Source organism: Alcanivorax sp. NBRC 102024, assembly GCF_001602235.1.
Taxonomy (GTDB): Bacteria; Pseudomonadota; Gammaproteobacteria; order Pseudomonadales; family Alcanivoracaceae; genus Alcanivorax.
The window spans coordinates 131,273-152,207 of the sequence record NZ_BDAS01000004.1 but is presented as its reverse complement, the minus strand read 5'-3'; the positions used below and the strand labels follow the sequence as shown (position 1 = coordinate 152,207).

Below are 20,935 nucleotides of genomic sequence, written 5' to 3'. Positions count from 1 at the left end.
GCAGGCGGAGCCAAATAAGAAAAGGGCTTATCCATCGGATAGGCCCTTTTTCTTTGTCCCAATGATTGGGCGCCTGAGACCGCACCACTCTACGAACACCCCCCCACAAAAGCGTCGTCAGGAACTGCCTCCAAATTGTGGTTACCTATAACCATGGTAGAATCCCCCTCTTTTCCGGTGCAAACCTAAGCGGATAACTACCCAGCAAGGATCGGTGCTGTAATGCAACAGGACTCAGTCAACCCCTCACCCTCCAGACACAATCGCTGGTACGAAAGGGTCCTCCTTAACCCCTTTCTGGGGCATATGATTGCAATACTCAGTCTGACTGCTGGAGCGCAATTTCTGAGCTACCAAAGATGGGTAGAAGATGAAAACCAAGCTTATACACTGTTATGGCTGCTGCTCACTTACCTTCTATCCGTTATCCTCAGCCAGAACATTGGGAAATTTACTGGCGGGAAAGCTTACTCGTACACCCTGGCAACCACCGCAATATCGGGCGCCATCATGGTCACCGCAGTGTTACTACTGCGCCTAGGCTATGCTCGCACTTCATTATTGGTTGGGCTATCGCTGCTTGTCGCACTGCAATGCGCTTCGATCGCAATCAGCCGGCGCTTCCGAAGGCTCAAGCTGGCAGTCATCCCTTCTGAAGATCAGCAAGCAATACCCGATACCCGCAATGTCGAATTCCGCCTCTTGCCGTCTCCTGATCTCGCAGGAACTCGTTATGACGGAATCGTCGTTGACATGGATCAGGACCTCGAAGATGAATGGATACGTTTTGTCAGCCATTGCAACATCGCTGGTATTCCGGTCCTTCCTGCCCGGCAGATAGAAGAAGCTATCAGAGGCAAAGTCAATTTAGCCACGCTACAGAGCACGGACTTGGCCAGCCTCCAGCCGTCACCGGTCTACCTGGCGGCAAAACGGGCAACAGACATTCTTCTGACAGTAGCTGCTGCCCCCCTACTACTCCCACTATGCCTGATAATGGCCATACTCATTCGTATTGACTCCCCCGGCAGTGCAATCTTTGTTCAGCAACGCATTGGCAAAGGGAACAAAGTTTTTAAGATGTACAAGTTTCGGTCCATGAAACCCTCAGAAAACCCAGGAGACACCCCGCAATTCGCTGATCAGGATGCACACCGGATCACCCGCCTGGGAGCATTTATACGCAAATTCCGGATTGATGAATTACCCCAATTCCTGAACGTTTTGCTGGGTGACATGAGCCTGATCGGCCCGCGCCCAGAGCAGCCCGGCTTTGTGGAAAAGTTCGAATCTGAAGTGCCCTACTACAGCTACAGACACATCGTGAGACCCGGAATCACAGGGTGGGCCCAAGTAAATCAGGGCTATGCAACAGATACGGATGAAACTCGGGAGAAGGTCGAGCACGACTTCTACTACATCAAGAACCTGTCACCAGGCCTGGATTTTCTGGTCATTATGCGAACCCTGAAAACCGTAGCGACCGGCTTTGGTGCGATGTAGCGCTTTGTTTTGTGATCCTAAGCGCTAATGCAAGGAGAAATAAGTGTACGATCAATACGACACATTCAAGGGCTGGCATAATTACTTCCAATACTCCGAAGAACAAAATCGGTATTTCACAAAAGAATTCCAAGGCTTTTCCCTAACAGGCAAGCGCATACTGGAAATTGGATATGGCGAAGGGTCATTACTTGCCTGGATGCGTGACCGAGGGGCCCATGTTGTAGGCGTAGAACTTAATGAACGCAGCCTGGAAGAAGCCACCAAACAAGGAATTTCCGCGTTCTCAGATCTGGAAAGCGCATTCAAGGAAAAAACCAAGCCCTTCGACTTAATTGTTGCATTCGACGTACTTGAGCATCTTCAAGTTGAAGAAATAAACAGCCTACTTGGGCAGGCCAAAGCCAATCTCTCAGCCAATGGGTGTCTATTTATTCGTGTGCCAAACGGTCGAAGTCCATGGGGACTCGTTAATCAATATGGCGACCTGACGCACTGCACTGTATTGTCAGACCTTCGACTTCAGCAGCTTGCCTTGAATGCAGGCTACACACTCAAATCCTGCCGCGATCAAGCTCAAGTAACCAGGAAACGGCTACGAAAGAGAATGTTGGATATCGTATTTCATTTTGCTCGCCGCACTGTTGATTTTCTGATACGCCGAATTTACGGGTTCGGAAACATTCCGCTAGGCTCTAACATTGTCGCAATACTGGCACCCAAAAAAACACATGACGGCCACTAAATCCCTATGGCACGAAGTCTGATCTATTATTTACTGTCAGGCGTGGGTGGCCGCATCATCACTCTGCTTGCCATCCCCGTATTGATAAAATACCTGGGCATCGAAGCTTTTGGCCTTATTGGTTTTTATCTGCTTCTAACTAGCTCGGCGCAACTGGCTGAGATGGGCATAGGAACCTCGATTGCCCGCCGCATTTCACAGTTGCGGGAGAAAAACGCTTCAGCTTCAGTAATTCGAAAGCTTTCACTCAATATCGGCATTCGTTATTTCACCGTAGTCATCACTTTAGCACTCATTCTATTCGGGCCGGCTCAGCCTTGGCTGGTTGCACATATTGAAGCAAAAGAATTGACCACGGCCACCATAAGCACCGCCATTACATTGATGGGCATTGCAGTCAGCAGCCACCTTATCATCAATTACCTAATCAACCTCCTGATCGGTTTAGAAAAACATACTGACGTCAGTGTCATACGCTTTGTCCAGAGTGGCTTGCTGCAACTGGTTAGTGCCGGAATCATCATGCTCGCCCCAGGAGTAACCAACTACTTCATCGTTCAGGTTATAGGGCTATCAGCTCTGGCTTTATCAACCATGACAATCGTACTGGTCCGCTTTCGAAACCTCCCAGCCGGAGACGCAAGTGTTGAAGAAACCGCCACCCTTGGCCACCAGACCACGATGGGAATTGCAGTAATTACCATACTCGGTTTTTTCTTCTCACAGATTGACAGAATCACGCTCTCCGGAAGCGTCCCTCTGGATGAGTTTGGTTACTACTCGCTAGCATTTTCGGTAGTGAATGCCGTTAACGTAATGATTTCACCAATATTCAGCATCTTGCTACCCGTATATTCCCGGTTAGCTTACGGAAACAACCAACAACGGCTCTGGGACGTCTACCGACGAACTTACATAATCATGCAAGCCCTTCTTATTCCGGCGGTCAGTGTACTAGTATTCATGGGCACTGAAAGTCTGTGGGTCTGGACAGGGGACCCTGAGCTGTCGGCCATCTGCACACCACTGATGCAGTTGCTGGCAATAGGCATCTTATCTCAGGGCCTCAGCAACTCCTCGTGGTTAATACAACTTGGTTTAGGCAAACTAAATGCAGAAATCTTCATTCATGTTTTACTGGTTATTTTCACGCCTATATTCATGGTCATAGCGTTAGGAAAGTATGGCCTTGTTGGTGCAGCTCTCTCTATTGCTGGTGCGCACACCAGTCACCTCGTGATATCCATGCTCTATGTAAATACCCGGCACTTCCAGCGCACTCCATTTTTTAATTTCCGCGTATCCGCCTTTTGGCTATTATCGCTACCAGTTGCCGCAGGCTCTTACCTCATCCCCGCGAATGACAACCGCATCCTGCAGGGAAGCATCATCGTAGCACTCTATGCTATCCCGGCTGCAATCGGATTAGGTTGTGCCGTATATCAACTCAGAAAAGCTACCGCAACAGCATAAAAGCCTCTTGGCACCCTCCAATTGGCGCAACTCTACCCCAAAAAAAGATTTAAGAAATAACATGACAAGTTAAAGAGATACAAGGCGGCAGGCTTGCCTAGGGAGCCTCTGAATAACTCCTTGCATGCTCAGTCTTTCAGGCTGGCTCGCAATCTATATGTAGTGGTCTAATGAATCCGGACACCAACGTAGGTGGTAAAGTTACCACCTTAAGCGAGGTGTCAGATGACCAGAAAACGACGATCCTTTACACCTGAATTCAAGCAGGAAGGGGTTCTACCCCGTTACTGCGGACACTTCTAAAAAGAGGCACACTGTGCCCAAGGAGTGTTTATGAGCAAGCGAAAGAAGTACAGCCCCGAGTTCAAGCGTGAAGCGGTAGAGCAGACTCGCCACCCCGACGTGAGCTGCCGCCAAGTGGCCCTTGAACTGGGCATCAATCCCAATCTTCTCTCTCGTTGGCGCAGAGAGGCGGATGATGCCTCCACCCCAAGCTTCCAGGGTTCAGGCTCCCCTCGTGACGCGGAGATGGCCCGGCTGAAACGGGAGCTGGCACGAGTGAAGAAGGAAAGGGATTTTTTGCGCGAAGCGGCAACGTTCTTCGCAAAGGAGTCGTCCTGAGATATCAGGCGATTGAGCGTTGCCGCCAAGACTTCCCTGTTCTGCTAATGTGTCGCTGCTTGAAGGTCTCTCCGAGCGGCTACTACTCTTGGTCTGGCCGGGCGCCTTCGAGCCGGGCACAGGATAATGAGCGGCTTCTCAAACGAATCCACGAGATACATGCTGACAGCGGTGGCGCCATCGGCGCCCCTCGCATGCATGATGACCTGGTGGAGGAAGGAGAAACAGCCAGCCTCAATCGTGTGGCGCGTCTAATGGCGAAATCTGGCTTGCAGGGCTGGCCTCGCCGCAGAGGCCGGGGTCGCAAGGCCCCTTCAGTTCGTCCGGATGGAGTGAAGAACCATCTGAAACGAGACTTCTCTGCACTGGAGCCAGACACCAAGTGGGTGACCGACATCACGGAGATCAAGACCAAGGAAGGCAAGCTATTCCTGTGTGTAGTGATGGATCTGTACAGCAACATCATTGCGGGCTGGTCGATGCATCATCGCCAGGATCGGTACATGGTGCTTCGGGCAGTTGAGATGGCGGTGTGGCAACGAGAGGGAGATGGGAAGATCATTCTCCACTCGGATCGAGGTAGCCAGTTTACGAGTGGTGATTACCAGCGTTATTTGAAACAGCAAGGATTGGTATGCAGCATGAGTGCGGTCGGCCACTGTGCCGATAATGCAGCCTGTGAAGGGTTCTTCGGCATGATGAAGCGGGAACGGACAAATCACCGTGATTATCGAACCCTGAATGAGGCAAGGGCTGACGTATTTAATTACATCGAGCGGTTCCACAACCCAAGAAGGCGACGTAAGGTCGCAGCTCAAGATCACAAGTTTACCGCCTTCTTAAAACCGTCCGTGGAAACGGGGTAGAACCCGAAGCCGCCAGCTTGGTGCTGGACCAAGGCTACACCATTCCCCAAGCGAGCACATCGCTTGGTGTAGTCGAGAGCGCGCTGCGGCGCTGGGTTAAGCAGCTTGAGGCTGAACGCCAAGGTGTTACCCCCAAAGGCAAGGCTCTTACCCCGGAACAGCGCCGGATACAGGAGCTTGAGGCTCGATGTGAGCGCCTGGAACGGGAGAAGAACATTCTAAAAAAGGCTACTGCTCTCTTGATGTCGGACGACTGGAATCGTACGCGCTGATTGACCAATTAAGTGAGCAAGAGCCTGTGGAATTGGTCTGTTCAGCGTTTAATGTGCATCGTTCCTGTTACTACGAACACCGTAAGCGGTGCCGTCGTATTGATGCGGAGCGTGTGGCCTTGAAAGCCAAAGTGAACCGCTTGTTCAATCAGAGTCGCAGCTCGGCGGGAAGCCGTACGATACAAGTGCTCCTCAATGAGCAAGGGGAGGAAATTGGTCGCTTCAAGGTACGCAGCCTTATGCGTGAACTCGGGCTGATCTGTAAGCAGCCCGGGCCTCATGCTTACAAGCAGGCGACAGTAGAGCGGCCAGATATACCGAACCATCTGGATCGAGAGTTTACGGTGGCAACCCCGAATCAGGTGTGGTGCGGAGATATCACCTATATCTGGACGGGGCAGTGCTGGAGTTATCTGGCTGTTGTTCTGGATCTCTACGCACGACGGGTTGTTGGCTGGGCGATCTCCAGCAGCCCGGATGCAGATCTGGTGGTGAAGGCGCTGGAACATGCCTGGGAGCAACGAGGTCAACCTGAGAAACTCATGTTCCACTCGGATCAGGGCAGTCAATATGCCAGCCGAGTGTTCCGGCAGCGGTTATGGCGCTATCGGATGCAACAAAGTATGAGCCGACGGGGCAACTGTTGGGACAATGCGCCAATGGAAAGGCTGTTCCGCAGCCTAAAATCAGAGTGGGTGCCTACGATGGGCTACCGCAACTTGCCCGAAGCAAAGAAAGATATCGGTGACTATCTGATGGGTTACTACAATCACCACAGGCCTCACAGTTACAACGGCGGAATCGCCCCTGCCGTGGCCGAAGAAAAACCTAAATCACTGTCCGGTATTAGTTGACCACTACAATACTCGCAGAGCACAGAGGGCGTGATTTTGAAGGTGTCCCCTCAAGGGGGATCGAGATATGTCGATCCATCGAAAAAGCGCAACAACGAGTGCGGGCCGGCCTGGGAGACCCGTAGGGCGCGACCTGAAGGGCCCATCTGCTGCGCTTTGTCACCACCCTGTCCGTCGCGACAAAACACAACAGTTGCACCCTTCAGGCCACGCTGAGTACGCAAGGAGTTATTCAGAGGCTCCCTAGAGACTTCTGGAAATGCAAATCCTGAAGAGAAGACCAGCTTTAACGAAAGCGAGAGACCTGATCGATCAGTAGCCTGCTAACCGTGCGATCAGAGAACATATCTGAGACCCGCTGCAATGCACGCTGCCCCATTACTTTTCGTTCTGTTTCATCTCCTGCCAGCCTTTCCATCGCTTTAGCCAGGCTATCAGGATCTCGAATCGGCACAGTTAGCCCGGTATTCTCGTGCTCACTCACCCATGGCACACCCGTCGGCAAATCAGTATTGATGACCGGAACCCCGTAAGACATGGCCTCTAACTGGATAATACCAAAAGCTTCACTAGGTTCGGTGGACGGAAATAACAGATATGAAGCATTCATCAGAAGCCAATTCTTCTCATCCTCATCCACATGGCGATCAATATAAACCACATGATTGAGCCTTTTTTCCTTCAGCGCTTGAGCAATCGTTCCTTTTAACGGCCCATCACCAACCAGCACAACCGGCAAGGAAACTGCTTTATTTTCCAACAGGTCCAAAGCCTCAAGAATCACATCAACGCCTTTATAATAACAAAGCCGACCAAGGAACAAGCCGTAGCTTTCAGGCATGGGGGGCAAGGTCGATGGCTTTTTTTCAGGCGCCAGAGGTGCAGAATCCGGCACAGACAAGGGAACGACCTTCAGCTTTTCTTTATACGATGAAATAACATCCGAAAACTCAACAAGCTGCGGCGACGTTGTCAGAATGCTTTCTGCTCTTTGACAAAGGCAATGTTGAAAAAATTGAACGATAGGCTTAAGTCGCTTTTGCTGCACAATATCGCTATGCCAGAAAACAATAAATGGACGCCTAAACGGCAAGGTAAGCGCAGACAGCGTAGCAATAGGAAAAGGAAGGTGGAAAAAAACCAGTTTACTTTTAAACGACAGGATCCAGAGCCAAACAATGAATACGGGAGATATAGGCATTGAGAAATAAGTGCCGAAGGAGGCGCAACGAATCACCCTTACACCGTCCCGCTCCTCAAAACGGGTTCGCATAGAACGGCGGTCGCTACAGCACAGAACAGTAATCTGATGCCCTTCATCGCCAAGAAACTGTGCATGCTGTCGAACCACGCTCTCGACACCACCGATTGTAGGGCTATAAAACTTGTTCACCAAAAGAATTTTCATGCTTCAGCCACATCATTCATCGGGGCAAAACTCTTCAACCAAAATGCTTTGAATACTCCCTGCTGTTTTCTCCCAGGAATAAGAAGCAGCGAAGTTAATACGCTCCACTCTATCCTCGTAGATCTCTTGTTTTTTCTCATCGACGGCGCGATCGAAGGCCGCCCCCCATGCCGCAATATCATTAACAGGAACGAAATGCGCATAGCAGCCCAATACTTCTCTTAAAACCGGGATGTCACTAACAACCGCAGGCGCCCCCCAAACCATCCCCTCAAGCGGAACCAGACCAAACCCTTCAGCCTCAGTTGCGAGGCCAACAGCAGCAGCACTTCGGTAAAGAGAATGCAGCTCATTGTCATCGACGAAGCCGCAAAAAATCACGCGATCCAGAACGCCGCATGAAGATGCAATGGCTTCCAGGTTTTTTTTCTGTATCTCATTAACCTTTCCGACCACCTTAAGGTTAATAAGCTGATTAGTCTTAGCGAGGGCCTGAATCAAAACATCAACGCGCTTATAAACTCGCGTATCTCCCACGTACATGATGAAAGGGGGCTCATCCGCCTTTAGCTTTTCTTCTTTGTAGTCGAGATTTTCTGGCACATCAATACCATCATGAACCAATCGCGACCGCCCTTTAAAGCGATGATTCCCCCAATTCACCCAATCAAGCCGCGCACATTCCGAACCACCGATAACGGTTGATGCCTTTTTCGAAACCAGAAAAAGCTGGATCCAGAAAAGCCAGGCCAATTTAATGTGCAATTTGGGAAACTGAAGAGGAATTAAATCGTGAACAGTAAGAACCTGCTTAGCTTTTAATCCAGCCGCTTCAGGTATAGGCGCATAATAGCCACTCACAGTTTGGCCAGACAATCTTCGCGGAAGAATGAACCAGCGCCAGAGCAACCGGTAGATATGAGCTTTTCCACCATTATTGGGAGACACATATGCAGGCGCCTGGATAAAAACATCACCTCGAGAACCAGCATAAGCAGGAGTACCCACAACAACGACACGAAACCGGGGACTTAAACCGGCAATCAGACGGGCTGTCACTTCACGCGCATATCGAGCCAAACCTGTGCCACCGGGCTCCGCATAGACAGCATCAATCACAATAGTCTTCTTCAAAAAACACTCCGATACTGCACTAAAAATTTTCCGGGAACCCACAGTCTCAACCACACTGAAGCCCCAAGAGAGCCTCTGAATAACTCCTTGCATGCTCAGTCTTTCAGGCTGGCTCGCAATCTATACTCGCAGAGCACAGAGGGCGCGATTTTGAAGGTGCCCGCCTCAAGGGGGATCGAGATATGTCCATCCATCGGCTCTTCACCTTCAACACGCAACAACGAGTCGGGCCAGCCTGGAAGACCCGGGAGCACTCGCAGAGCATAAATACTCCAGAGCACAGGGGCGCGGCCTGAAGGGTACGCAAGGAGTTATTCAGAGGCTCCTTAGCATCACTCAAACAGCATCCAGGACAACGTTTCCCGTAACTCAGCCTTCTTCCAATCGCCAATCCTTCCGGTCAACTTGGAAGCATCACCACCCAACTTCTTGATTTCATTAGGCCTGACAAAATCAGGATTTACTGTTACTTCAATGGCATGTCCTGTCAACTCAGTGCATAGCTGGATAATATCCATAAGCGAATAAATAGAGCCCGATGCGACATTAAACGTTTCACCCTGCGGGCAACTTTCAACCAACTTCAAGTAAGCATTGACCACAGAACGAACGTCACTAAAATCCCTCGAGACATCCAGATTGCCCAGTTCGATCACGGGCGCCTTGCGCCGGAAATGAGATACTATTTTAGGGAGCAGGAATTTTTCATCCTGACCGACGCCGGTGTAATTAAAAGGCCGGGCAATCACAATAGGTAGTTTATCCATCCATAAGCGGGCCATATATTCCATGGCAATCTTACTGACCGCATAATCATTTGCCGGATTGGGCAACGCTGTTTCTGAGAGAAAGCCAGAACTCTGATTGCCATAGACATTAGCACTGCTTGCTAATAACACTGCCTCAGGCTTCTTGTCGCAAGCACAGAGCGCCTCAAGCAGGTTTCGTGTACCAATCAGGTTTACATTATAAAAAGCACTGGCATCGCCATGCCCGACAAAAGCAAGCGCTGCCAAATGCACCACCACATCAGGCTGTAATGAAGTAACCGCTTCGATCAATTGAGCATGGTCGGTCAGGTCTGCCGAGATGTAGTTGGCAGAATCATCGAGCGCATCAGAAGCCAGGCCCACCACATCATAGCCAGCAGCGGAGAGCTCCTCGACCATATACCTGCCTGTAAAACCCGATGCGCCAGTCACAAGCGCGCACTTCTTCATCAGAATGAAAACCCTGTTTCGTTACGACGCAAATCAGCATCTACCATCATCTGGCAGAGCTCTTCCAGAGATGTCTTCGGCTCCCAACCCAACTTTTCTTTAGCCTTGGAAGGGTCACCGATGAGCAGCTCGACTTCCGCAGGACGGTAAAATTTCGGGTTAACCCGAACAATGACTTTACCGTTATTGAGATCGATAGCATGCTCATCTTCACCACTACCCTTCCATTCGATAGCGATATCAGCAGCCTTACATGCCAGAGAGACAAAATCACGGACCGTTTCCGTACGATTCGTTGCCAATACAAAACTGTCTGGTTCATCGGCCTGGAGCATTCGCCACATACCGTCGACGTAGTCCTTTGCAAAACCCCAGTCTCTTTTGGCATCCATATTGCCCAGCTCTACCACATCCTGTTTGCCCAGCTTGATCTTCGCAATTGAGTCGGTAATCTTACGTGTGACGAATTCCTGCCCCCGCAGCGGTGACTCATGGTTAAAGAGGATTCCGCTGGTGCCAAAAATTCCGTATGACTCACGGTAATTGATTGTCATCCAGTGGGCATAAAGCTTAGCCACCCCATACGGGCTTCTCGGGTAGAATGGAGTATCTTCTTTTTGAGGAACAGCCTGCACCTTTCCGAACATTTCAGACGTGGAGGCCTGATAGAACCGAATCGCCGGATTCACGATCCGAATCGCTTCCAGAAGATTAACGGGACCAATTCCGGTAATTTCAGCTGTAGTCAACGGCTGATCAAACGACACACCAACAAAACTCTGTGCTGCAAGATTATAGACTTCTGTAGCTTCAGTTCGCTGCAATAACCGGATACTGGCTGAAAGATCGGTCAGGTCATACTCTACCAGGTTCAGATTAGGGTGGTCTGCGATCCCCAGCTCCTCAATGCGCCAGAAATTCAAAGACGCGGTGCGCCGATATGCACCATAAACAGCGTAGCCTTTATCAAGCAGAAGTTGAGCCAGATAGGCCCCATCTTGCCCTGTAATCCCGGTGATAATTGCAGTTTTCAATCAAAACTCCTATGCCGCCCTCATCCGGCAGCCAGTTGGTCTAATTAGTTAATCAACAAGTCTGGATCAAGATCCACGCCACTTCTATTCAGAACCTGTACAGCGACAGCGAGCTATCAAGAGCGCCCATAGGTATCTTCAAAACGCACAATATCATCTTCGCCGACATATCCGCCTGACTGTACTTCGACAAGCTCCAGCGGCAACCGTCCAGGATTCGTAAGGCGATGCGTTGCACCAATTGGGATGAAGGTGGACTGATTTTCAGTCAGAAGTTGCTCTTTGCCATTGCATTCTACAATGGCTGTTCCTTTCACCACGATCCAGTGCTCCGCACGGTGATAATGCATCTGCAGCGAGAGCTTCTCTCCCGGCTTGACCGTAATGCGCTTAACCTGGAAACGGTGCCCCTCATCAATGCATTCATAGTCCCCCCAGGGACGATAAACTTTCACATGCGCATGGTGCTCAGTGCGTTGCTTATTCTTGATATCAGCAACAACTTGTTTCACGTTCTGAACAAGTTTTTTATTCACAACCAACACCGCATCCTTGGTTTCCACGACAACCACATCGTCCATACCTATTGTCGCAACAAGCCGGCTGTCAGCTCTTACATATGAATTATTACAGTCGCGCACCACAACATCGCCGATAGCAACATTGCCATTATCATCTTTTTCTTCAACATCCCACATAGCAGACCAGGAGCCTAGATCGTTCCAACCAGCATCAAACGGCACCACCGCTGCATGCGTTGTCTTTTCCATCACTGCATAATCTATGGATTCATCCGGACAGCGCTCGAAAATATCGGCAGGCACCCTTACAAAATCATTATCCTGGGTCAGATTGCTGACTGCCTGCTCACATGCTTCATATATATCGGGTCGGGCTTTTTCCAGTTCGTTCAGATAGGTCGAAGCCCGAAACATGAACATCCCGCTATTCCAGTAAAAATTACCGGAGTCGACAAACTGCTGGGCCCTCTCTGTATCCGGCTTCTCGACGAAGCGTGCCACATTGAATGCCGACGCGTTTTCGCTCAGGTTCTGGCCTGCTTCGATATACCCGAAACCGGTCTCCGGCCCTGTAGGCACTACGCCAAAGGTAACCAGCTTTCCTTGCTCTGCCACACCTTCACCGATCTTGACCAACTCAGTAAATCGCTCGCTATCCCCAATCAGGTGATCTGAAGGCAACACCAGCAACACCGGGTCACAGCCCTTTTCTCTTTGCTGCATGGCAACCATGGCAACAGCCGGCGCAGTATTACGACCGAATGGTTCCAACATAACCATCTCCAGGTCGATATCAGACTGCCGGGCCTGTTCCGCCACGATGAAACGGTGCTCTTCATTACAAACGACTGCAGGAGGCAAACTGGACAGCCCAACCGTTCTACCCAGGGTCTGCTGCAGCATCGTGCTGTCACCCGTCAAGCGAATAAACTGCTTGGGAAACAACGTACGGGATAACGGCCAAAGTCGTGAACCATTACCCCCAGCCAAAAGCACGGGCATAATGTTAGAAGCTGCCATTCTTCAATCCTTTTATCTGTCTTGCTTTCATTTACGAGTGATTGAGCGGTGCGTCAGAACGACACCTGCCAGCCTGATCTATCTGACAGAGTCATAACCATCAGGGTTTTTTTCTTGCCAGCGCCAGTGATCCGTACACATTTCCTCAAGACCCCTAACTGCTTTCCAGCCCAATATAGCGTGAGCATAATCTGTATCCGAATAACAGGTGGCAACATCACCTGCTCGCCGAGCAACAATCTCGTAAGGAATCGACCTCGCTGACGCTTTTTCAAAAGCCTTAATCATTTCCAGAACCGAGTACCCCTTACCGGTACCAAGATTCACCGTTATCATTTCTGGAGAAGACTCCAGTTTCTTCAATGCAGCCAAGTGCCCCTCGGCTAGATCCATTACATGGATATAGTCTCGCACTCCGGTGCCATCCGGCGTCGGATAGTCCGCCCCATAAACGCTTAACTTCTTGCGCTTACCAACAGCAACCTGGGCAATATAAGGCATCAGATTATTAGGTGTTCCAGAGGGAGCCTCTCCTATCCGGCCGCTTTCATGGGCGCCAACCGGATTGAAGTACCTCAGCAGAGCCAAACGCCAGCGTGCATCGGAGCGCTGTAAATCACGAAGCATATCTTCAATATGCAGCTTGGTCGCACCGTAGGGATTGGTGGCACTCAGAGGGAAATCCTCACGGATAGGCACACTGGCCGGATCACCATAAACCGTTGCCGATGAGCTAAACACCATGGTCTGCACACCCGCATTGTCCATGGCTTCCAGCAATCGGAGGGTACCGGTGACATTGCAATCGTAATACCGCAGGGGCTGCGCCACAGACTCCCCCACCGCCTTGAGGCCAGCAAAGTGAATCACCGACGCAATATCATGCTCGTTGAACAGCTGCTTCAAACAACCACTATCGCGGATATCGCCTTCAATAAATGCCAGAGACTTGCCTGTCAGCCGCTCCACCCTGTTAAGGCTTTCCCTGCTGCTATTACTCAGGTTATCCAGCACCACCACAGAGTAACCGGCTTCCAGTAAAAGAAGCACTGTGTGTGAACCGATATAGCCTGCACCGCCGGTGACCAATACAGATGACATAATGCCTCCAGGAAGTTATCGCTTACCGAAATCACTTCCGATTCTTCGAAGTTCTTCAAATCTGCCGACCTGACAAAGCAACAGATTCAAGGGTAACCAAACCACAGAGAGCCCCAGTGGGGCCCTCTGTTTGAGAAAATGCATGCGCATTGCTATGCAGACGCCATCGCCTCTTTCACATTCTTCTCGAACAAGTCACGAATTCGCGCCAGGGCATCTTCATTCACGGCCTCGTAGCGCAAGACCAGCTTGGGCGAGGTATTGGACGCCCGGCACAGGCCCCAGCCATCCGCATAATCCATACGGATACCATCAATGACGCGGCGCTCGCCTTCGCCGAACTCCGCATTCGTCTGCAGATATTCCACGATACGGAATTTGTTCTCGTCCGTCACATTGATATTGATTTCCGGGGTCGTGCACAGCACCGGGTAACGCCCGAAAAGGGCCTCCGCGCCCCCCTCTGTCCGGCTGATGATACCCAGTATCCTGGCAGCGGCCACCAGGGCGTCATCAAACCCGAACCAGTCCTCGCCCAGGAAAATATGACCACTCATCTCCCCGGCAAGTAGCGCTCCGGTTTCCTTCATGCGGGCCTTGATCAATGAATGACCGGTTTGCCACATCTCCGGCTCACCGCCGGCGTCGCGAATTACATCAAACAAGGCACCGGTACACTTCACATCGAAAATGACTTTTGCCCCAGGATGGCGGCTGACCAGGTCTTCCGCGAGCGCCATCAGCAGAATATCCGGATAAATGACTTCGCCAGCGGGCGTCACCACCCCTACCCTGTCGCCATCCCCGTCGAATGCCAGGCCAAGATCTGCCTTCTCCTCCTTCACCGTGGCAATCAAATCCTGCAGGTTTTTCAGGTCACCCGGATCCGGGTGATGATTGGGGAAGGTACCATCCACCTCGGCAAACAGTGGCACCACCTCACAGCCCAGCGCCGCCAGCGCCTGCGGCGCCTGCACCCCGGCAATACCATTACCGCAATCCACTACCACCTTCATCGGTTTGGCCAGCGAATGCCTGCTCAGGAAGGTCTGCTCGTACAGCTCGAGAATCTCCTGCTCCCGATAAGTGCCTTCGCCCTCGGCGAAATTACCCGCCTCAATACGCTCACGCAGGGCCTGAATCGCATCTCCAGAAAGCGTGGTGCCATTGATCACGATCTTGAACCCGTTGTAGTTACCCGGGTTGTGGCTACCCGTCAGCATCACCCCGGAGTTCAACCTCTCGATATTATAAGTGGCGAAGTACAGTGCGGGGGTCGGCACCATCCCCACATTCACCACATGGCATCCGGTAGAACGGATGCCATCGCTCAAGGCTTGCAGCAACACCGGGCCCGACAGGCGACCATCACGGGCCAAGGCAATGCTGTCCTGCCCTTGTGCCAACACCTCTGAGCCGATGCTACGGCCAATCAGATACGCCACTCCATCCGTCAGCGTGTCGTTATAGATACCTCGGATATCATAGGCACGGAAAATCGAAGTGGGGATAGAGAGATTCATGGTGTTCCCGTATTGAAGTGGTGGCACACATCCTGACGTGCGGGGGAGACAATGGTACGCAAATCAGCATCAACTAGCGAAGGCAAGGCAGGCAGAGGCTGCAAAAGCGGGCGCTCCAGCTTGCCCCCACAAAAACCTACCAAATTTCTAATTGCTCCGGCCCGTCTAGTCGATAATGACTCATGCACGATCATCAACCGCTCCATACACGAGGTTCAGTTTTTCTGTAATCCTGCGATATGCGCGGCCAGCGCCAGTGATGAGGCATCCAGCCCCGTCGCGCCAGCAGGGTTTGCCAACACACCCAGCATATCCGTAGCGATCACTTTCCCCATCTCGACTCCCCATTGATCAAAGGGATTAATCCCCCAGATCACTGCCTGTACGAACACCTTGTGTTCATACATGGCCAACAGGGCGCCAAGAGTACGAGGTGAAAGATCATCCAGAACCAGAGTGGTGCTCGGTTGATTGCCGCGGTAGCGCTTGTATGAGGGCAAAGCGACTCTCTGGTCCAGGGCCTGTTCACCCAGAGCCAGCAGACGGGACTGAGCAAGACAGTTGGCATTGGAAAGGTGGTGCTGGCCTTCCAGCTCCTCAGCAGCATCGGAATGGATAGATTCGGTATAACGACGCGCCGTCATCAAGAACTCGCAAGCCACTGGCTGGGTCCCCTGATGCAACAGCTGGAAAAAAGCATGCTGGGCATTTGGTCCCACCTCGCCCCAGATCACCGGGCAGGTGTGGTATTCCACAGGCTCGCCAGAGCGCGACACACTCTTGCCATTGGATTCCATCTCCAGCTGCTCAAGATAGGCCGGCAAATGCTTCAGTCGGCCATCGTAGGGCAACACGGCCCGGGCAGTAATCCCCAGAAAATTGATATTCCATACATCAATCAGGCCAAGCACCACCGGAATATTCTCTGCCCAGGGTCGGGTACGGAAGTGCTCATCCATACAATAAGCGCCGCCCAGCATATCCCGGAAGGCCGCCATACCCACAGTCAAGGCTATGGGCATACCAATAGCCGACCACATGGAATAGCGGCCACCCACCCATTCCCAGAACAGCAGTTGGTTTTTCCCATCGATGCCCCATTCGGCCATCCTTTCCACACTGGAGGAGATACCAATGAAGTGACAACGCATCATGGCTTTATCATCCCTTGCCACCCCCAGCCCACGAGCCAGCCAACGGCGGGCAGTGTTGGCATTATGCAGGGTATCCACAGTGGTAAAAGATTTGGACGACACCAAAACCAGGGTGGTACGCGGGTTAAGATCCTGCAGCACCTGGGAAATCTGGCTGCCATCCATGGAGGAGGCAAAGTGTAACCGTGGACGCCTCTGCCCTTCCGGTGGCACCTGGCTCTGCAAGGCAAAGGCCGCCATTAGTGGCCCCAACTCAGAACCACCGACCCCAACATTCACCACATCGGTTATAGGGTCGCCCAACGCACCACGCCATTGCCCGGTGAGAATTCGCTCGACCATGCCTTCCATGGCATCCAACTGGGCATGCACCTCAGCGTCGCCCTGCCCCACCGGTTCTCGCAACCGCCAATGGAGGGCCGAGCGCCCCTCAGTACAGTTAACTTCATGGCCAGCAAACAGGGAATCCACCCAAAGCCGCAATTGGCGCTCGTCGGCCAGCGCAAGCAGTAAATCACGGGTATCAGGGGAAAGGCGCTGCTTGCTAAAATCCGCCAGCAAGCCGCAATCCGCCAAGCTTAAGCGCTTAAAACGCTGCCGGTCCGTCGTAAACCAATCTGCCAGATGCTGCTGCTTTTCTTCTGCAGCTTGCTGTTCAAGCTTTGACCAGATCGCACCGGTCGCAGGAGAGACCTGCTTCGAAACCATCATCAAACCCGCCCAATCCCTCTGTAAACGAGCCCTTGATCCTTAACAAAGTCCGGGCTGTAGATATTTCGACCATCCAAAATCAGGGGCTGACGCATCGCTGACTTCAAAAGTGCCCAATCCGGGCTCCAATAGCATTTCCACTCCGTCACCAACATCAAGGCATCCGAACCCTCAACCGCCTGATATGGATCCTGGAACACCTCAAGCCTGCCTTTACCCTCAGCCCAGCGGACCAACTCCGGCAAGGCCTGGGGGTCATGTACAGCAACTTCCACACCCTGAGCCCATAGTGCCTCAATCACCTTGAGAATAGGGGCATTATCCACGCGGTGGGTACCCGGTTTGAAGGCAACACCCCAAATCGCCACCCGACACCCACTCACATTACCTTGGTAATACTGCCAAAATTTACGAAAAAGGATCTCTTTCTGCCGCTCATTGATGCGCAGCACCTGGTCCAGTAACCCAGGCTCCGGATCCTTCTGATGCAGCGCACTGGCGAGAGTCAGTACGTTACTGCTCAAACCTGGCCCACCAAATCCGCAACCGGGGTACAAATAGGCATTGCCAATACGCGGATCCGCCCCCAACGCCGTGCGCACCACATCAATATCAACGCCCATGGACTCCGAAAGATACGCCATATCGTTCATATAACTGATACGCGTGGCCAACATACCGCTGATTGCCAATTTGGCGAATTCCGCCTCCCGCAATGTCATCACCTGAATGACATTCTTGCGACGATTGAAGGGCCGCAGCAGCTCCTGCATCAGAACTTCCGCTTCCCGCTCCTCGCAGCCCAACAAGATGTTGTCTGGTCTGATAAAGGTATCATGAGCATTACCTTCCTGGATCAGATCCGGCAAGGCCACCAGCCAGGCCAGGCTATTCAGTTCCTTAAGCAGATCTCGTAGTCGCTCTGACGCCCCCACCGGCCCCATGGTCTGATTCACAACCAACTGACAAGCCGGTTTTTGAGCATGCTCGCGAATAATGCGGTCCGCTACATCCTCTTGTCCCGGCAACAACGACAAAAACACCACAGGGGCATCGGGCAGCAACTCTGCCTCATCCTCAATAAAACGATACGCCAAACGCCCGGAGCGGCGCTCTTCCTCAAGTAAAAAGTGCAACCCCTGTTCCGTATATAACGCGCCCCCCTGCTCCAGGGACGCCCAGGCACTGGGCTCTGTGACGCACCAGTGCACCTGGTGCCCGGTCTGCGCCATGGCTATCGCCGTCACCTGCGCACAGAGGGTTTCGCCATACACACATATTTGCATTTATTTTGCCGCCTCTGACATCATTGCCCGAGCTTGCTCGCCTAGCTCAGGATGCTTAGCCGCATAATGAAAAATCGCCTGCAAATAACCCGCCTTACTACCACAATCGAAGGTCTTGCCCTGCATGGTATAGGCCTCAACGGTGGCTCTCTGTAAAAGAGTATCAATCGCATCAGTCAGTTGTATCTCACCCCCCGCCCCCGGCGGCGTCTCTTTCAAAATGGTCATGATTTCCGCTGGCAGCACATAGCGCCCTACCACAGACAAACGTGACGGGGCCTCACTGATCGGGGGCTTTTCCACAATTCCAGTCACAGGGGCGGATTCACCACAGGCCGGAGCCTCCCCTTCCAGCGCGACAATCCCATATTGATCCACCCGTTCGCGGGGTATCTCTTCTACCATAATCTGGGCAGCGGCGGATTCATCAAAGCGATCCACCATAGCACGGAGATCCTCTGCACCACCGTCACAATCCACCAACACGTCAGGCAATAAAACCGCAAACGGCTCCCGGCCCACCACCGGCGCGGCGCAGGCTACCGCATGCCCCAAGCCCAACGCCTGGTGCTGACGCACCGCAATGACATTGACATCAGACGGGAGAATAGCCCGCACTTCAGCCAACAGCTTGTCCTTACCCTTGGCTTCCAGCTGATGTTCCAGCTCAAACTGGCTGTCAAAATAGTTCTCTATCGCACTCTTGGAGGAATGCGTAACCAGAATGATTTCCTTGATACCTGCCCGTACCGCCTCCTTCACCACATATTCAATTGCCGGACGATCCACGATCGGCAACATTTCCTTGGGGATAGACTTGGAAGCCGGCAACATACGAGAGCCGAAGCCGGCGACAGGTAAAACAGCTTTAGTAACGGGCATAAACAAACAGCCTTCGGCATCCTTACGAATTGCGCTCATTATAGGGAACAAGCAAACAAGAACCAGCCCACCAGACCCCCGGCAAGTCACCTATTCAACCGGGCACTCAATGCTGACAGAAAAATCGTGCACCTCATATAAATCCCTGAGCCGCTGGCGCAGCACCCGCTTCGCCCCACCATCCCCATGCACCACCCGAATCTCTGACGGCCACCGAGCCATACCAGAGACAAAATCCAGCAAATCCTGCTGGTCTGCATGGGCAGAATAGCCACTAATGGAGTCCACACCGGCCTGAATGTCGACTTCGCCCTCGTCAAAGCGCACCCGACCACCCTGCCCGGCCCGCTGAATCTCACGCCCCAGAGTCCCCGCAGCCTGATACCCCACAAACAGCACATTGTGGCGCTGGTCGCCCAGCATCGCCTTCAGATAATTGACGATACGGCCACCGGCGCACATGCCGCTGGCAGCAATCACTACCGCCGGCCGGGCACTGTCAGCCAGATGGCGCACCATGCGCATATGGGCCTCATGGTCGTCTACCGTCAACAGCTGATCGAACTCCAATGGGCGACGCCCCTCAGCCAACCGATCACGGGCTTCGTCTTCCCAGTAAGGTGACAGCTCTCGATAGACCTGGGTGAAACGGCTGGCAAGGGGCGAATCCAGCACAATGGGCAGTTCATCCCAATCCAGGAAGGGGTGCATGGCGTGCTGCCGGTTCTCATGGATGATCTCCTCGAGCTCGTACAGCAACTCCTGGGTGCGCCCGATACTGAAAGCCGGGATCAGCAAGGTTCCCTTGTCTGCCAGGGCACGCACCAGCATGGCTTCCAGCCGCTGGCGCCGGCTTTCCCTGCCCTCATGTCGGCGGTCCCCGTAGGTGCTTTCAATCACCAGCACATCCGCTCCCTCGGGAGACGCCGGCGGCGGCAGGATCGGCGCATGGGAAGCCCCCAGATCACCGGAGAACACCGTGACATGATCACCACGGTATCGGCAGGACACATAGGCGGAGCCAAGAATATGGCCCGCCCGCTGCAGGCAGATCTCGGCCTCACTACCATCCGCACACTCAATGGCCTGCCAATGGTCGTAGGGAAGCGGCACCAGCCGCTGCTCCAGCACTTTCAGAAAGCGCTCCACCTGAACTGGCTGACGGCTGATACCCAGCCGAAACGCATCTTCAAGCACAATGGGCAGCAGTTTTGCCGAAGGCAGGCTGCAATAAATCGGCCCCTGGAACCCGGCGGCCAGCAGCCATGGCACCCGGCCCACATGGTCGATATGCACATGAGTCAGCACCAGCGCCTGGAGCCGGGAGATATCGAAATCGATGGCCAGCTCCCCGGCGCTGGCGCCACCAGGCCCGGTATCCCGCCCCTGAAAGAGGCCGCAATCGATCAGCACCGACGCGCTGTCGCTCACCACCCACTCATGGGCAGAGCCGGTGACGCCGCTGACAGCACCGTGGTGAAGGATGTGGGGGAAAGAGCCATCCTGGCTCCGGAGACTATCCATGTCTTGTGTTCCAAAACCGGGGACGATTCACAGCGCCATGCAGGATTTCAGGCGCCTTAGGGTCTGAGAGATTTTCGCGGTCG

The 20,935-nt window shown here is 52.7% G+C and carries 16 protein-coding genes; 5 read left to right on the top strand and 11 right to left on the bottom strand.

From position 1 onward, the window contains the following. Nucleotides 1–222: 222 nt before the first annotated feature. The 5 genes from A0251_RS08655 to A0251_RS08625 all read left to right on the top strand — a co-directional run bounded on the left by A0251_RS08655 (nt 223) and on the right by A0251_RS08625 (nt 6,334). Nucleotides 223–1,503 carry a sugar transferase gene (locus A0251_RS08655; RefSeq protein WP_062816457.1) on the top strand — a complete coding sequence of 427 codons (1,281 nt, stop codon included), beginning with the start codon at nt 223–225 and terminating at the stop codon, nt 1,501–1,503. 43 nt (nt 1,504–1,546) lie between these two features. Continuing rightward, complete coding sequence (locus tag A0251_RS08650) at nt 1,547–2,248, top strand: bifunctional 2-polyprenyl-6-hydroxyphenol methylase/3-demethylubiquinol 3-O-methyltransferase UbiG (RefSeq protein ID WP_062816456.1); 702 nt, start codon at nt 1,547–1,549, stop codon at nt 2,246–2,248. A gap of 6 nt (nt 2,249–2,254) precedes the next feature. After that, nucleotides 2,255–3,721, top strand: a complete 1,467-nt coding sequence (locus A0251_RS08645) for a lipopolysaccharide biosynthesis protein (RefSeq protein ID WP_062816455.1) — start codon at nt 2,255–2,257, stop codon at nt 3,719–3,721. Nucleotides 3,722–4,054: 333 nt separating this feature from the next. After that, a protein-coding gene (locus tag A0251_RS08635) for an IS3 family transposase (protein ID WP_152521826.1) occupies nt 4,055–5,208 on the top strand; the annotation gives its coding sequence in 2 pieces (ribosomal slippage) (nt 4,055–4,295 and nt 4,295–5,208; 1,155 coding nt in all). 17 nt (nt 5,209–5,225) lie between these two features. After that, nucleotides 5,226–6,334, top strand: a protein-coding gene (locus tag A0251_RS08625; protein ID WP_231874204.1) for an IS3 family transposase whose coding sequence is annotated in 2 segments (ribosomal slippage) — nt 5,226–5,427 and nt 5,427–6,334 — 1,110 coding nt in all. Because the reading frame shifts where the segments join, the coding sequence is not laid out codon by codon here. A 286-nt stretch (nt 6,335–6,620) separates the two neighbouring features. On the opposite strand, the gene A0251_RS08620 is transcribed toward A0251_RS08625, so the two are convergent. The 11 genes from A0251_RS08620 to A0251_RS08570 all read right to left on the bottom strand — a co-directional run bounded on the left by A0251_RS08620 (nt 6,621) and on the right by A0251_RS08570 (nt 20,852). Then, nucleotides 6,621–7,742, bottom strand: a complete 1,122-nt coding sequence (locus tag A0251_RS08620) for a glycosyltransferase (protein WP_062816452.1) — start codon at nt 7,740–7,742, stop codon at nt 6,621–6,623. 12 nt (nt 7,743–7,754) lie between these two features. Continuing rightward, complete coding sequence (locus A0251_RS08615) at nt 7,755–8,876, bottom strand: glycosyltransferase family 1 protein (RefSeq protein WP_197461889.1); 1,122 nt, start codon at nt 8,874–8,876, stop codon at nt 7,755–7,757. A gap of 332 nt (nt 8,877–9,208) precedes the next feature. Further along, on the bottom strand, nt 9,209–10,096 hold the full coding sequence (locus tag A0251_RS08610) for an NAD-dependent epimerase/dehydratase family protein (RefSeq protein WP_062816450.1): 888 nt from the start codon (nt 10,094–10,096) through the stop codon (nt 9,209–9,211). Beyond that, nucleotides 10,096–11,130, bottom strand: a complete 1,035-nt coding sequence (gene gmd, locus A0251_RS08605) for a GDP-mannose 4,6-dehydratase (RefSeq protein ID WP_062816449.1) — start codon at nt 11,128–11,130, stop codon at nt 10,096–10,098. The genes A0251_RS08610 and gmd overlap by 1 nt, the downstream gene beginning before the upstream one ends. Nucleotides 11,131–11,246: 116 nt before the next feature. Continuing rightward, the gene (locus tag A0251_RS08600) at nt 11,247–12,671 is read right to left on the bottom strand and encodes a mannose-1-phosphate guanylyltransferase/mannose-6-phosphate isomerase (protein WP_197461887.1); all 1,425 of its coding nucleotides are present in this window, start codon (nt 12,669–12,671) and stop codon (nt 11,247–11,249) included. 78 nt (nt 12,672–12,749) lie between these two features. Beyond that, a complete protein-coding gene (gene galE, locus A0251_RS08595) occupies nt 12,750–13,772 on the bottom strand; it encodes a UDP-glucose 4-epimerase GalE (RefSeq protein WP_062816448.1) in 1,023 nt (340 codons plus the stop codon). Nucleotides 13,773–13,924: 152 nt separating this feature from the next. After that, nucleotides 13,925–15,295 (bottom strand): phosphomannomutase/phosphoglucomutase, encoded by a 1,371-nt coding sequence (locus A0251_RS08590; RefSeq protein ID WP_062816447.1) that lies wholly within the window; start codon nt 15,293–15,295, stop codon nt 13,925–13,927. 215 nt (nt 15,296–15,510) lie between these two features. Continuing rightward, a complete protein-coding gene (gene pgi / locus A0251_RS08585) occupies nt 15,511–17,160 on the bottom strand; it encodes a glucose-6-phosphate isomerase (RefSeq protein WP_231874203.1) in 1,650 nt (549 codons plus the stop codon). Further along, the gene (locus tag A0251_RS08580) at nt 17,160–18,446 is read right to left on the bottom strand and encodes a nucleotide sugar dehydrogenase (RefSeq protein WP_062816446.1); all 1,287 of its coding nucleotides are present in this window, start codon (nt 18,444–18,446) and stop codon (nt 17,160–17,162) included. Before A0251_RS08580 ends, pgi begins: the two co-directional genes overlap by 1 nt. Beyond that, nucleotides 18,447–19,367 (bottom strand): UTP--glucose-1-phosphate uridylyltransferase GalU, encoded by a 921-nt coding sequence (galU, locus tag A0251_RS08575; RefSeq protein WP_231874201.1) that lies wholly within the window; start codon nt 19,365–19,367, stop codon nt 18,447–18,449. A 51-nt stretch (nt 19,368–19,418) separates the two neighbouring features. After that, nucleotides 19,419–20,852 carry an MBL fold metallo-hydrolase gene (locus tag A0251_RS08570; RefSeq protein WP_082810811.1) on the bottom strand — a complete coding sequence of 478 codons (1,434 nt, stop codon included), beginning with the start codon at nt 20,850–20,852 and terminating at the stop codon, nt 19,419–19,421. Between the last annotated feature and the right edge of the window lie 83 nt (nt 20,853–20,935).

Excerpts from the sequence above, each read along its gene's own strand:
- A0251_RS08655 (WP_062816457.1), top strand. The coding sequence starts at position 223 with ATGCAACAGGACTCAGTCAACCCCTCACCCTCCAGACACAATCGCTGG.
- A0251_RS08645 (WP_062816455.1), top strand. The coding sequence starts at position 2,255 with ATGGCACGAAGTCTGATCTATTATTTACTGTCAGGCGTGGGTGGCCGC.
- A0251_RS08620 (WP_062816452.1), bottom strand. The coding sequence starts at position 7,742 with ATGAAAATTCTTTTGGTGAACAAGTTTTATAGCCCTACAATCGGTGGT.
- A0251_RS08610 (WP_062816450.1), bottom strand. The coding sequence starts at position 10,096 with ATGAAGAAGTGCGCGCTTGTGACTGGCGCATCGGGTTTTACAGGCAGG.
- A0251_RS08600 (WP_197461887.1), bottom strand. The coding sequence starts at position 12,671 with ATGGCAGCTTCTAACATTATGCCCGTGCTTTTGGCTGGGGGTAATGGT.
- galE (WP_062816448.1), bottom strand. The coding sequence starts at position 13,772 with ATGTCATCTGTATTGGTCACCGGCGGTGCAGGCTATATCGGTTCACAC.
- A0251_RS08590 (WP_062816447.1), bottom strand. The coding sequence starts at position 15,295 with ATGAATCTCTCTATCCCCACTTCGATTTTCCGTGCCTATGATATCCGA.
- pgi (WP_231874203.1), bottom strand. The coding sequence starts at position 17,160 with ATGATGGTTTCGAAGCAGGTCTCTCCTGCGACCGGTGCGATCTGGTCA.
- A0251_RS08580 (WP_062816446.1), bottom strand. The coding sequence starts at position 18,446 with ATGCAAATATGTGTGTATGGCGAAACCCTCTGTGCGCAGGTGACGGCG.
- galU (WP_231874201.1), bottom strand. The coding sequence starts at position 19,367 with ATGAGCGCAATTCGTAAGGATGCCGAAGGCTGTTTGTTTATGCCCGTT.
- A0251_RS08570 (WP_082810811.1), bottom strand. The coding sequence starts at position 20,852 with ATGGATAGTCTCCGGAGCCAGGATGGCTCTTTCCCCCACATCCTTCAC.